Source organism: Phaeodactylibacter xiamenensis (assembly GCF_000759025.1).
GTDB classification, from domain to species: Bacteria; Bacteroidota; Bacteroidia; order Chitinophagales; family Saprospiraceae; genus Phaeodactylibacter; species Phaeodactylibacter xiamenensis.
The window spans coordinates 111,441-124,842 of the sequence record NZ_JPOS01000035.1; the positions used below are offsets into that span (position 1 = coordinate 111,441).

At 50.5% G+C, this 13,402-nt stretch carries 11 protein-coding genes; 7 read left to right on the forward strand and 4 right to left on the reverse strand.

Going from position 1 to position 13,402, the window contains the following annotated elements:
• The first annotated feature begins 120 nt into the window (after window positions 1–120).
• On the forward strand, window positions 121–1,326 hold the full coding sequence (locus tag IX84_RS14090; RefSeq protein ID WP_044221891.1) for an acetyl-CoA C-acetyltransferase: 1,206 nt from the start codon (window positions 121–123) through the stop codon (window positions 1,324–1,326).
• Window positions 1,327–1,376: 50 nt separating this feature from the next.
• Complete coding sequence (locus IX84_RS14095; protein WP_044221894.1) at window positions 1,377–3,491, forward strand: 3-hydroxyacyl-CoA dehydrogenase NAD-binding domain-containing protein; 2,115 nt, start codon at window positions 1,377–1,379, stop codon at window positions 3,489–3,491.
• Here the strand turns inward: IX84_RS14095 and IX84_RS31025 are convergent.
• The gene (locus IX84_RS31025) at window positions 3,474–4,826 is read right to left on the reverse strand and encodes a sensor histidine kinase (RefSeq protein ID WP_052516011.1); all 1,353 of its coding nucleotides are present in this window, start codon (window positions 4,824–4,826) and stop codon (window positions 3,474–3,476) included. The genes IX84_RS14095 and IX84_RS31025 overlap by 18 nt on opposite strands.
• Before the next feature lies 1 nt (window position 4,827).
• Here IX84_RS31025 and IX84_RS14105 point away from each other — a divergent pair, with 1 nt between their 5' ends.
• From IX84_RS14105 to IX84_RS14130, 5 genes are all read left to right on the forward strand, one after another.
• Window positions 4,828–5,019: a hypothetical protein gene (locus tag IX84_RS14105; protein WP_044221897.1), complete on the forward strand. Its 192-nt coding sequence runs from the start codon at window positions 4,828–4,830 to the stop codon at window positions 5,017–5,019.
• 5 nt (window positions 5,020–5,024) lie between these two features.
• Complete coding sequence (locus IX84_RS14110) at window positions 5,025–6,260, forward strand: lycopene cyclase family protein (RefSeq protein ID WP_052516012.1); 1,236 nt, start codon at window positions 5,025–5,027, stop codon at window positions 6,258–6,260.
• Window positions 6,257–7,216, forward strand: a complete 960-nt coding sequence (locus IX84_RS14115) for a Brp/Blh family beta-carotene 15,15'-dioxygenase (protein WP_044221900.1) — start codon at window positions 6,257–6,259, stop codon at window positions 7,214–7,216. Before IX84_RS14110 ends, IX84_RS14115 begins: the two co-directional genes overlap by 4 nt.
• A gap of 113 nt (window positions 7,217–7,329) precedes the next feature.
• Window positions 7,330–8,112 carry a bacteriorhodopsin-like gene (locus tag IX84_RS14120; protein ID WP_044221904.1) on the forward strand — a complete coding sequence of 261 codons (783 nt, stop codon included), beginning with the start codon at window positions 7,330–7,332 and terminating at the stop codon, window positions 8,110–8,112.
• 371 nt (window positions 8,113–8,483) lie between these two features.
• Window positions 8,484–9,236 carry a hypothetical protein gene (locus IX84_RS14130; protein WP_044221909.1) on the forward strand — a complete coding sequence of 251 codons (753 nt, stop codon included), beginning with the start codon at window positions 8,484–8,486 and terminating at the stop codon, window positions 9,234–9,236.
• Between the two features lie 61 nt (window positions 9,237–9,297).
• Here the strand turns inward: IX84_RS14130 and IX84_RS14135 are convergent, their stop codons facing one another.
• The 3 genes from IX84_RS14135 to IX84_RS14145 form a co-directional block, all read right to left on the reverse strand.
• Complete coding sequence (locus IX84_RS14135) at window positions 9,298–11,025, reverse strand: M3 family oligoendopeptidase (protein ID WP_044221912.1); 1,728 nt, start codon at window positions 11,023–11,025, stop codon at window positions 9,298–9,300.
• Window positions 11,026–11,338: 313 nt separating this feature from the next.
• Window positions 11,339–11,755, reverse strand: a complete 417-nt coding sequence (locus tag IX84_RS14140; protein WP_044221914.1) for a DUF5606 family protein — start codon at window positions 11,753–11,755, stop codon at window positions 11,339–11,341.
• 271 nt (window positions 11,756–12,026) lie between these two features.
• A complete protein-coding gene (locus IX84_RS14145; RefSeq protein WP_044221917.1) occupies window positions 12,027–13,376 on the reverse strand; it encodes a tellurite resistance TerB family protein in 1,350 nt (449 codons plus the stop codon).
• Between the last annotated feature and the right edge of the window lie 26 nt (window positions 13,377–13,402).

Genomic DNA, 13,402 nt, shown 5'->3' on the forward strand with positions numbered 1-13,402 from the left:
GAAATGCGATATACGGCCTCTGGTCAGGCCCTAAATTGATCGTTCTTATTTAGGATGGGGGTATTAAAATGATATTTTTGTGCAGGGCGGGGGCATGCCCGCTCATCAAAAACTACTGCTATGCCAGAAGCTTTCATTTACGATGCCCTGCGCACGCCCCGTGGAAAGGGAAGCAGCAGCGGTGCGCTCTACGAAGTCAAGCCCGTTGAGTTGCTGTCGGCTACCCTGCAGGCCTTGCAAAGCCGCCACCCGGTCGATCCAGCTCAACTGGACGATACCATTATCGGCTGTGTGACGCCCATCGACGATCAGGGCTATAATATTGCTCAGGCGGCCCTGCTGCACAACGGCTGGGATACTTCAGGCGGAAGCCTTCAGATCAACCGCTACTGTGCCTCCGGCCTGGAAGCGGTGAACCTGGCGGCCATGAAAATCCGTTCGGGCTGGGGCAACCTGTTGCTGGCGGGCGGTGTGGAAAGCATGAGCCGTATACCCATGGGGACGGACGGCGGTGCCTTGCTCTTCGATCCTGAAGTGATGGCTGGCGCGCACTATCTGCCACAGGGTGTTGCGGCTGACCTTATTGCTACTCTGGAGGGCTTCTCCCGGGAAATGCTTGACGAATATGCCTATCAGTCTCAGCAGCGGGCCCGGCACGCGGTGGAAGCCGGCTACTTTTCAAAATCACTGGTGCCTATTTATGATCGAAATGGCCTGTTGATTCTGGACCGGGACGAGACGGTCCGCCCGGAGGTGACAATGGACAAGCTCAGTCAGCTGAAGCCCGCATTTGAGCACCTGGGGCGGATGGGTTTTGATGATATGGCCCTGGAGCGTTATCCGGTGCTGGAATCCGTCCGCCATGCCCATACAGCTGGCAACTCTTCTGGTATAGTGGATGGGGCTGCGCTGGTCCTTGTGGGAAGTGAAGCAGCGGGAAAAGGAGCCGGGTTGAAGCCCCGGGCGAAGATCAGGGCTGCTGCGACCGTTAGCGTAGACCCTACTTTAATGCTGACCGGGCCTGCACCTGTAGCTGAGAAAGCGCTTCAGCTGGCGGGGATGACAGTACAGGATATAGACCTTTGGGAGTGCAATGAAGCTTTTGCTTCGGTGGTCCTGAAATTCCAGCGCGAGCTCAAAATACCCGACGGCAAACTAAATGTGAACGGTGGCGCAATCGCCATGGGACACCCTTTGGGAGCTACCGGTGCCATGCTGCTGGGCACCCTGCTCGATGAACTGGAGCGGCAGGGTAAGCAAACCGGTTGTGTAACGCTCTGTGCGGGCGGAGGGATGGGGATTTCCACCATTATTGAGCGGGTTTAGCCGTAACTCGTTTTCCATGAATTAATGCTCAGCGCCAAATCAATAAGCTAATGATTTATTACAAAAAAGATACGGACCATGTAGTCACCCTTACCCTCGATATGGCAGGGCGGGATACCAATATCATCAATCATGAAGTCAGCCGTGCTTTCTTACCTGTAATTGAGCACCTGCGGGCAGAAAAACAAAAAGGGACGCTGCGGGGCGTGATCATCACCTCTGCCAAAAAGACCTTCTGCATGGGCGGGGACCTGGAATACCTTTCCAAAACGGATGATCCGGAAGCCATCTTCCAACTGGCAGAGCAACTAAAGACCACTTTCCGGGCGTTGGAAAACCCAGGGGTTCCGGTAGTGGCTGCGATCAACGGTTCAGCATTGGGCGCGGGGTTTGAATTGGCGCTGGCGTGTCACCACCGTATTGCCATTGACAAGAATACCACCCGTTTTGGATTTCCGGAAGCCCAGTTGGGGCTCATCCCGGGAGGAGGAGGTATTACCCGGCTTACCTGGCTGTTGGGCGTTCAGAAAGCCTATCCCATTCTTACCGGGGGGCATCGTTACAATCCACAGGAAGCCCTGCAGCTGGGGCTGATTGATGAACTGGCGGTCAACGACCGGGAAATGAAGGAAAAAGCTAAAGCCTGGATCATGAATACCCGGGAAGCCCGCCGGCCCTGGGACCAGAAAGGGGCAACGATCCCGGGCGGAACTGCAAAGGACCCGGCAGTGGTCATCTTTCTGCGCAATGAATCAGCCCGTCTGTTTGCTACCGGTGCCCACCGCCTGCCCGCTCAGCGTGCTTTGCTCAGCATTCTTTACGAAGGGTCAAAGGTGGATTTTGATACGGCCAGCCGTTTGGAAAGCCGCCATTTTACGAGCTTGTTGCGCAGCAAGGAGACCAAAAATATGATTAAAGCGTTTTGGTCAGACCAGAACTTCATCAAAAACGGCGGCAACCGTCCTAAGGGATTTGGGAAATTCCGACCTCGTAAAGTGGGGATCATCGGCGCCGGGCGCATGGGGTCCGGGATAGCCTACGTGTGCCTGGACTACGGTATGGAAGTAGTACTCAAGGATGTATCTAAGCCCATTGCCGAACGTGGGCTCGACTACGTCAGCAAACGGTTGGAGCAAATGAAAGCCAGCGGGCGCAAAAAGCCCGAAGAGTGCGAAGCTATGCTCAGGCGGATTCAAACCACCGAGTCTTCCGCTGATTTTGAAGACTGTGACCTGGTCATAGAGGCGGTCTTTGAAAACCGGATGGTCAAACAAAAGGTCATGCGGGAGGCTGAAGAATACATTGATGATTACAGCTTGTTTGGGACCAATACCATTTCAATCCCCATCACGAAACTGGCTCAGGGGTCACTCCGGCCAGCGAATTACATCGGGCTGCACTTTTTCCCACCTGCTGAAGAAGTGCCGTTGGTGGAGATCGTAAGGGGGGCTGAGACTTCAGACGAATCGGTGGCCCGTGCCTTTGACTTTGTGAGGGCGATTCGGAAGACACCAATTGTAGTGAAGGATGATTGGGGGTTCTTTGCAGCGCGGGTACAGAACACCTTCATTTTGGAAGGCATCACCATGCTATCAGAGGGTTATCCTCCGGCATTGATTGAGAACCTCGGCGTTCAGGCAGGTATGCCTAAAGGCGCGCTGGCCCTGGCTGACCATCTCGGGTTGAATATGGTATTGCGTTACGAGAATCAGGCTGCAGAGCACTATGGTTCGAAGTATATTCAGCATCCCGCTGTAGAGGTGCTCCGGGTGATGCTCGAGGAGCTGCAACGCCCGGGACAGCAAAAGCGGGCTGGTTTCTATAATTATCAGGGCGAGCAACCCGCTGGGCTCTGGAAAGGACTTGAGGAGGCATTTTCCAGTAGTAAGAAACGGGCGAAGCACGAAGAGTTGATGGAGCGCTTTCTGTTTGCACAGGTCCTGGAAGCCGTTTGGTGCATGCAGGAAAAGGTCATCCACTCGGTACCTGCTGCCAATTTGGGCAGTATTTTTGGCTGGGGCTTTCCGGCTTTCAAAGGGGGCGTCATTCAGTATGTTAATGATTATGGTGTAGAGGCTTTCATCAAGCGTTGCGGCGTCTTTAAAAAGAAATATGGGCAACGGTTTAGTGTGCCGAGTAAGCTGAGGTCAATCGTAAGCCAGTAAGGCGGTTTCGGCAGGCGGGGTTTTGGGCAGAGCTACCAAAAAAGTGCTGCCTTTGCCTGGCTGTGACCGTAGCGTAATCTTTCCCCCAAGGCGCTCTGCCACTTTTTTGCACATGGCAAGCCCTATACCGGTCCCGCTGTACTGATCGGGTGGGTGAAGCCTCTGGAACATATCAAATACCTTTTCCTGGAACTCGGCAGGTATACCAATTCCATTGTCTTTGAATGCGATGACCCACTTTGCAGAAAGGGCGCTGGCCGATACTTCAACGGCCGGATGGCCTGTTGTATTGTATTTTATAGCGTTGTCCAGGAGGTTCATACAGAGTATGGACAGGAGGTTGGGCGAAGTATGTATAGTGGGCAAGTCCCGGAGCTTCACCTCGAATTCGTCGCCATAGGTTCCGCGCAGCTGTTTGGTACAATCCATTAGCAGCTTGTTCAGGTCAGTGGACTCTATCTGGTGCTCATCGGGGTTATTCAGCCGGGAAAAGTCAAGGATATCTTCAACAAGAGTATTCATTTGCCGGGCGCCTGCCCTGGCAAACCTGAAGTAGGTATGCAGGTCGTCGTACTTGCCCTTTTCCAGATCGCGTTCTGCCAGTCCCAGGAAACTGGAGATATTCCGGATGGGCGTCTTCAGGTCATGAGAGGCAATGTAAGCGAACCGTTCCAGCTCAATATTTGCTTTTTGAAGCGCAGCATTGGAGGACTTCAGCGATTTCATCAGCAGCGCTTGTTCCTCTTCGTACTTTTGGTTCTCATGAAAAAAGTAGGTGATCATAAGGCTGACGGCAAGGGAGGTACCGATAAAGGTAATGATGCTGTCCAGCGGGTCAACCTTGTCCGCTAATGGGGGGCTGATCGAAAGCAGTGCAATGCTGGAACCGGTAAAAAGCAGAATAATGAATACAATCAGCGCAATGCGGACCGCCCACTTTTGGTGAAAAATAATGGCGGTGGTAATAAAAACGAACAGGGTATACCCCCCTCCGATTGAAGGGCCATAGAGCAGAAGGACCGCTGTCAGAAGCAGAGGCAGGACGATATTGGCAGCATAGCGGGCCAGGTTGTGCAGTTTTAGGTAGGACAGCACTAATTCTCCGACGAAAAACATCAGGATCGGGATCAGCACGGTAAGCTCAAGGCCCTTGAGTATAATATCTTTTATACCTACGAGTACGGCTGCACTGGCGCCCGCAAGATTGAGGCGGTTCAAAATGACGATCCTCGCGACCTCCATCCGGTTGAGTCCGGGGTTGACGCCCAACTGGGAAATCCATGAAAAAATACCGGGCTTAGTGTACATAGTTGCTGAAAAATCAAATCTATCCACAATGTACTGGGTTTTCTGGCACTTTCCGGTTGTGTTTTGTCAAAACTTATTGGGCTGGCCGGTTTCGGAATTAGATATTATTAATGTGGGTTTTTCCCAAAAAGAATTCTGTTTTGTAAACCTTTTTCAAGGTGCTTTGTCTCACTTTTATAATTTAGTGGTGCCTGTGTTGGCGCTGCAAAAGATGCATTAGTAAACATGTCGGAGCACTACGATTACATCATCGCCGGGGCAGGTGCCGCCGGGTTGAGCCTAGCCTGTAATATGGTGGACGGGGCACTGTCTGGCGCCCGGATTCTGCTGATAGATCAGGACCTCAAGCAGAGCAATGACCGGACCTGGTGCTACTGGTCTGATGAAACGGATGACCTTGAGCACCTGGTGTACAAATCCTGGTCTCATTTATCTTTCCTAAACGAGGCGCATCAACACGGCGGAGCGCTTGGTCGTCTGACTTACAAGATGATCAGGGGAGGAGATTTCTACGAATATGCCTGGGCTAAGCTACGTGATTACGCGAATGTATCCTTCCGGCAGGAGCGGGTACTTCATTATCATTCCACAACAAATGGCGCTGGGGTAGTAACCAACCGTGCATCTTATACCGGAAAGTACATCTTCAACAGTTGTACGCTACCTAAACCTGACCCCGGGGCACACTTTCTTCTTCAGCATTTCGCAGGCTGGTGGATAGAGACCGAATCACCTGCTTTCGACTCTCAGAAAGGCTATTTGATGGACTTCCGTACCCCACAGAAAGGAAGTACCCGCTTCTTTTACCTCTTACCAATCGACGAACGGCGCGCATTAGTTGAGTATACTGTTTTTTCTCCTGCCCGTTTGCAACCATCCGAGTACCAATCCGAATTAAAAACTTATGTTGAACAAACTTTAGGGATTTTGCATTACACCATCGCAGAATGCGAATCGGGAGCTATTCCCATGACGGACCAGATAATGCCAAAGGAAATGTACCCTAATGTGATCAATATCGGAACAGCAGGTGGAGCCGTCAAGCCCACGACCGGCTATGCTTTCTCCAGAATCCGGCAGCAAGCGGCACGGGTTTGTGCACAGCTCGAGTCAGGGCAGTATCCGGACAGTACAGTCAAAAGCCCCGTGCGTTTTCGGTTCTACGATCAGTTGCTGCTCAATATTTTACAGAACAGAGGCGATTTAGGGAAAGGCATTTTTTCCAGCCTGTTCCGGTATACGCCGATCGAGACAATATTCCGTTTTCTTGCTGAGGGGACAAAGCTGTGGCAGGAAGCAAAAATATTTTTGCGGTTGCCTGTCCCAACGTTCCTCAAAGCAGTTTGGCGCGTATTCGGTCCGATGAAAGCAACACCCAGGGAGAGGAAGGCTTCTGATCCTGCTGAGAAGGCACCGGTTGCCTGGGCTATTCCTGTTCAGGATAAATTACAGACACCATGACATCCAGGTACCCTGTACTTTACCGGTCCATTCAGGGCATAGCGCTGCTTGCTGTGCTACTGAGTTTGCTGGTGCCAGGCTGGCTGTCGAGTGTACAGCTGATTGTTGCGCTGGTTATGATTCTGCTGATCGGGATCCCTCACGGAGCAACAGATTATCTTATTTTTCAGCAACTCTCCCGCCCGCTCTGGGGCAGTCGGGAAATGACCCGGTTTTACATCAATTATATTCTGCTGATGGCTGCTTTTGCTGCATTATGGTGGATACTTCCGGAATTAGCGCTCCTTGTGTTTCTCGGTATTTCAATCTACCATTTTGGTCAGTCCAACTGGAATTATGTAGGGTTTCAATCCAAGCTGGAAGCTGTAGGGACGCATGTGTTGTGGGGGAGCTTTGTGCTGTTTGTGCCTATACTCTGGCATTACGAAACTGCAGCACCAATTATTGGCAGTATAACGGGTGCCCCTGCTCCACAAATCAGCGGAGCCTGGAGAGAGGCGGTCAGTATCACGCTATTGGTGCTTAACCTATGGCTTTGTGTTTATTACTTTGTGCAAGACAAGGTTACGAGAAAAGAATTCATGGATGAAGTTGTCAATCTTTTCGCATTGGCGCTTTTGCTAATTAATCTGCCATTGCTGCTGGGGTTTGCCATTTATTTTGTCTGCTGGCATTCCTTGAGCTCGATGATGGATCAGATACGTTTTTTCAGGAGGCAGGTACAGTCCTATAATGTGGCTCAGTACATTAAAAATGCATTGCCTTTGAGTCTGGCTGCAATCGGAACACTTGGCGTATTCGCTTTCGCACAGGTAAAAATGGATATTCCGCTCAACATTGGAATTGTGTTTGTGTTTATCTCCGTGGTAACACTGCCACACATGATTTTGATAGACCAATTGTACCAGGAAGACAATGCTGTCTCGGCATATAATTCCATGAACAAAGAATTTTGAATCATTTGGTTCGGCGGTTTGAAAATTTGACAAATTTTTAAACCATTTTTTCACGACGCTGTTAGTGCAGTGTCTTTTAACAGTTCTTTAACGTAATTCAATAAATCTAAATCATGGACGCATTAGTAAACATCCAACCCTTGCTGCTTGCGCAGCTCAAGTCCGGTGATTATGTAGGTTTTACCTTCTTCATCGGTTCAATGGCCATGGCAGCCGCCACGGTATTCTTTTTCTTCCAGTTTAGCCAGGTGAAAGGCAAGTGGAAAGACTCCATGCTGGTGTCTGGCCTCATTACCTTCATTGCAGCGGTACACTACTTCTACATGAGAGACTTTTGGGCAACCAATCAGGCTTCTCCAACGGAGTTCCGCTATATTGACTGGATCCTGACAGTGCCCCTGATGTGCGTTGAGTTTTACCTCATTCTGCGCGCTTTCGGTGCAAAGGTCGGTCTGCTTTGGAAGATGATCTTCTATTCACTGGTGATGCTGGTAGCCGGATATCTCGGTGAGACCGTTTTCCGCGATCAGTCTCCACTTTGGGGTTTCATTTCCACAATTGGTTACGTTGGCATTTTGTACGAAGTATGGTTTGGTTCTGCCAAGCGCCTGTCTTCTAACTCCAACGATCCTAAGCTGCAGAAAGGCTTCAATGCACTGGCATGGTTTGTCTTTGCCGGCTGGGCGATTTACCCGATCGGTTACATGACCATCGACACAGGTTGGCTGGCAGGGGTTATCCCGGGCGAGTCTATGGATATCATCTACAACATTGGTGACGCTGTAAACAAGATCGGCTTTGGTCTGGTGATTTACTCACTGGCGATCTCTAAGTCAGCTGAAGGCTCAGAGGAGTCTGTTGGTGTGGGTGCAGGAAAAACGACTACCAACGCTTAAGGAGCAGATACGGTTTGCATTGAAGAAAAAACCTGCACTCAGGTTTCCACCACAAAGTGCAGGTCAATAATGCATTAGTAAACTATAACTGCAAAAGTAAGGGTTTTAAAGCATATCTGAAATCCTTTGATGGCGGATAGCATTCAAAAACACTTACAATCGTATCTTTTCAAAAAGAAACTTAGGGGCACGGCAGTTTTGCCGTTGCCCCTTTTGGTGTTTATACAGTCTAATGAGAAATTTTTTCTAAAGCCTACAAACGGAATTGGTAGGGAATTGACTAAAAACGACGTCTATTTCCAACTTTTTTTCCTTTCCGCTCTTTCCTGTGTGGATACTATACTTTTCAGAACTATCTCAAATTGATAGCTATGCGCAAAACCTTAAAGATCATTGGAATTGTCTTTGCGGCATTAGTGCTGTTGGCCTTAGGTGCTGCCTGGCTGGCCAACGAGCCGATTCCGGAAGGCACACCCGGGGCAAAAGCAGATGAGCTGGCGCGCGAGATGCAGCAGGCGGTCAATGTGGAAGCCTGGAATAACACCCGGTTTGTACGCTGGTCTTTTCCCGGCGGGCATGATTATGTGTGGGATAAGCAGGCGGGGCTTGTTCAGGTAAAATGGGGAAGCAAAGAGGTACTGCTTCGTACAGATGGGCCCAACGGGAAAGCGTGGGATAGCGAGCAGCTCCTGAAAGGGGAGGCTGCTGAGGCGGCGGTTCAGGAAGCCTGGGCTTATTTTTGCAATGACTCTTTTTGGTTGAATGCGCCCGCCAAAGTTTTCGACCCGGGTACTCAGCGGGCTTTGGTAGACCTGGAAGGCGGTGAAAAGGCACTGCTTGTCACCTACGAAAGCGGAGGCGTGACCCCCGGGGATGCCTACCTTTGGCACCTTGGAGCAGATGGTAAGCCGGAACGCTACGAAATGTGGGTTTCAATCATCCCGATCGGGGGGCTGGACGCCACCTGGGAAAACTGGACAACGTTGTCTACAGGTGCCCAAATCGCTACGACCCATAATCTGGGCATTTACGAGATGAAACTGACGAATGTAAAGGGAGGGCATTCCCTTGAGCAGATTGGCCTGGAGTATTACCCTTTTGAGGCACTGGGAATCAGGCAGTAAGTGCCACTTACCTGATAGAAAGAGGGCGCGTTATGAGTTGTAAAGGTTGAGCAACGGAAGGTTAATCAATCAGGGCCTGAAGCTCTGATTTGATAAATGCACCCAGCTCGCTGACGTATGACCTGGAAAAATTAAACTCGATACCAGCGGCCTGGTAGATTTCCCGGACATTGCGGGTATAGCCTAGTTTAAGTGCGTTCAGGTAATCCTTTATGGCAGCCTCGGGCTCTTCCCGGTACCTTTTCCAAATAGCGATAGCGCCAAGTTGAGCCATACCGTACTCGATATAGTAAAAAGGCACTTCAAAAATGTGCAGTTGTTTATGCCAGAGGTGTTCCAGGTAATGCTCCAGTCCTGAATGGTCGATGGTTGGAGAATTAAAAGATTTCATGATCTGCATCCAGGCCTCCTGCCGGTCTTCCTGCTGATGCTCAGGGTGCGTGTACACCCAATGCTGGAATTTGTCAATTGTTGCGATCCAGGGCAATACCTTGAGGACGTATTCCAGTTGGTTGATTTTTGCCCGCCGCAGTTCTTCCGGGTCTTCGAAAAAGACATCCCAATGCTCCATAGTCAGCAGCTCCATGCTCATCGCTGCCAATTCTGCAACCTCGGAAGGCACGCGCTTAGCGGTCTTGAGTTTGTAATGGTTGGTAAGCCGGCTATGTACGGCGTGGCCGGCTTCGTGCATTAGCGTGCGCATATCGCTTAGGGAAGTCGTCGCGTTCATGAAGATGAATGGGATACCAGTCAGGTGGAGTGGCATATTGTAGCCACCAGGCCGTTTGCCCGGACGGGAATCCAGGTCAAGGTGCCCCAGCTCACTCATGATTTCCAGGGTCTGGCCGAATTCAGGATGAACCTTATAAAGGCAGGCGGTAGATTTCTCTACCAGGTCATCAATAGTCTGGAAGGGGCGAAGGGGCTGGTCACCAGTAGGGTCGACAAACAAATCCCACGGGCGTAGCCGTTCCAGTTGAAGCGTTTCCTGCCGGTACTGGTTTAGCTCATCGACGAGCGGGACAATCTCCGTTTGAATAGAGTGGTGAAAATCCTCACAGTCCCGGACCTCATAGTCAAAACGGCCAAGTGCCCTAAACTTAAAGTCCCTGAAGTTTTCGAATCCTGCATTCTTTGCCATCTGATGCCGCATATCTTTGAGGGTATCAAAGAGGTTGTCCAGAGGCGCTGTTTCTTCCAGCAGGCGGGCATGGATTTTGTGGTATACTTCCTCACGGTAGGCCCGGCTGGGTTCTTCGAGTAGAGAAGAAGCTTTCTGCAGGGTCATTTGCTTGCCATCTACTCCTATGGTCATTTCGGAGAAGATCTTAACGTACTCTTTGGATTTCAGTTGGATTTCAGTAGCCAGAGGGATATTTTCCTCCCGGAACAGGTTTACGGCATTGCGGATACTACGCAGGTGAATGAGGTACTGGCCCTCATCTAATTGTGTAATACAAGGGCAGTTGACCAGTTTTTCATTGAGTTCGTTCTCAAGCGCGGTGATTTTAGGCGCCAGCTCCTGCACGGCATATTGATACAGGGACTCGGCTTTATCATCGGTACTGTCTATAGTGATTTTGATATAACGCCAGGAAAAAGCTTCACTGACCACAGCATCCAGTTCGCTCTTATCTTTTAGCCATTGTTCAAGTTCCTGCTTGGTATGAATCTGCCGCTTGAGCAAATCCCGGTAGTAAGGCTGAAGCCTTGACCAGGTCGTCACTTTGAACTCCTTAGGCACAAATGCTCTTTCATGTTCTTGCAGAACAGTAGCCGTCTTGGTCATGAGAATCATGATTTAGGGGTGCCGCACGTTTCTACAGTTATACGGGCACACAACGGGAATGTATATTTTCTCACAGTTGGTTGTTCCCCCCGGGAACCACAATCGTGAAATTTTCCCTTCAATGATCGAATGTTGTACCGGGGGGTACGTTAAGAAGGTTTACGCTACTTACTGCTATTTGTTACCCAATCTGAGGAATTTGTTTGGGAAAAGCGCCGAAGAGCAATCAAGGTGGGGGGGATGGGCTGGCACGGAAGCGAGTCACTGGGCGCTTTGAGAGGGGTGGGAGCGTCCGTGCCAGCTAAGTGCCGTTTTATTCTTCTTCTTCTTCGCTTTCTGCTGAATCATTCAGCAATCCCGCTTCATCGAGGTAGTTAAACCACTTTATCACTTTCTTGATATCACCGTTGAAGACCCGGTCCCGGTCGTAGGTCGGTAATACCTCATCGAAGTATTCGTGCAGTTCCTCTGATTTGGCAGATGCAGCAGGGGGCGGATTATCCTCCTGTTGCTGTTTCATGTTTCGGAACACTTTTTTTAGCTCCATGGAGTCTCCGTCATCCGTAAAGATGGAGATAGACTCCAGGGGGGTAAATTGGTGCTTCCGTGAAGATGCAAACCGGCGCTTGCCCGATTGGACATCTTCTATGATTAAGCCGTTGCTGCGGTTGGCTGCCATTCGGTATATGCCGGATAAGCCGCTTACCGCTATGAGTTGTTCTAAATTCATAAATTACGTGTCTCCTTATTTACTTAAGGCTGCAAATTTAACAACAAAAACCTGAATTGCTTAGCCTAAAGAACTTGTTCTTTTACGGAGATCACTATGAAGGGGGGATGGGGGCTATTTAGCATTGATGGTAGTACGACAAATCTACGGATTAATTTCAGCGAACACAATTATTAGCCCTGTTAATTGGGGTATTCATACCAAACTTCTGCCATTATTAAGGATGCAGCCAGCTTCTTCTTTTGCAGGGGTATGGCCTGAACATACCGGGCTATTCCTCCTCTTCCCGTTTCGACAGCTGCCGGAGCTGGCTTGGGAGCAGGCTGATTTTCCCTTTGCTGAACCGCTCCAGGCTAAGCGCAGTAACAATATACAACTCGGTAATACCAGGGACGGGCATAAAAATCAGGCTAAAAAAAGGCAGAAACCTGGGCAGGTCTTTGAGTTGCTCTATGGCTGCCTTTATTTCCTGTTCAGATGGCAGAGGGGTATCTCCGTGAGGCCGGAACTTTCTGCGCAGCAAACGGCTAAGGGTGATGGCCATTTCGCGGGTTTCCACAGCTTCCATCTTTGCTGCCCGGCCCAGTTTAAGTGTGTTTTCTGCTACGGCTTCCCACACCAGGTACATCCCGGCTTTTCGGGCTTTATAGAACCGCAGTTGCTCGCCGTACTGAAACAGGAACAGGCCAAGGTTGGCTTTACTGCTGATCAGATCATCTTCCGTAAGGCGGAGCCTGAAGGCCAGCTCTTCCAGCAGGTGAATCTCCTGCAAATCAATTTCAGCATCAGCGTATACACCCATCAGTGCAATATCCAGCAGGAAACGCCGCCCGGCCCAGTGGAGGTTTTCCGGTACCTGTATGTCCCAGGCAGAAGGGCCGGAACGGATGAGGTTGCGAATAGCATGCTGTTCTCCTGGTGTCAGGATGCGGGCAGATTTCCGGAACTGCCGGAGCAGGAACTTTTCCTGGCGCGTGACCTCCCAGTCGGCATGGACCGCTGCTGCGATAACCTTCAGCGTGAGGATCTTCAGGGCCTTCAGTTCTTCCTGCAAAGCGGCTGCCCATTCAGCAGAGGGCTCCCCGCTAAGTTGTTTTTCATAATACCGCTGAAAGCCGTAGATGTCCCAAAACAAGTGGCTGTTGATGCCGCTGCGGCGAAAATCAAAATAACTGCGCTTATACTGTACCCGCTCAAAGAGGATTTCCTCGACAAAGTTATGCGTTTGCCCGGCGCCCCGCCCGTGCAGTTGTTGGTAGTATTGGCGCAGCGTACGACCAAACCTCGCTACCATATCCTTATATGCCTGCCCGGTAGGTTGCCCCTCGATGAGAAGGGCAGTGTAGAGCAAGGTGTCAAGCAGGATGAATTTTGCTAAATCCGGGCGTTTCATCCGCTGTATACGTCCATCGGTGGCTTCAAACGGGTAGGCAACGGGAAAGCCGAAGGAAATCCCGGAGCGCTGCATGCACAGGTAAAGCGGATGGTGGAGGCTTTCAAACCGCTCCCCATGCTGTATGAGCGCTTCCGGCAGCTCAACCGGTACTTTGGGCATTAGCGGTTTGTCCTGACGGTAAGCCAGGTATTGTTCCAGCCAGCTCTTTGATTTAAAATTCAGCATGCAGTTGGGTAATGGCGTAAAATGTT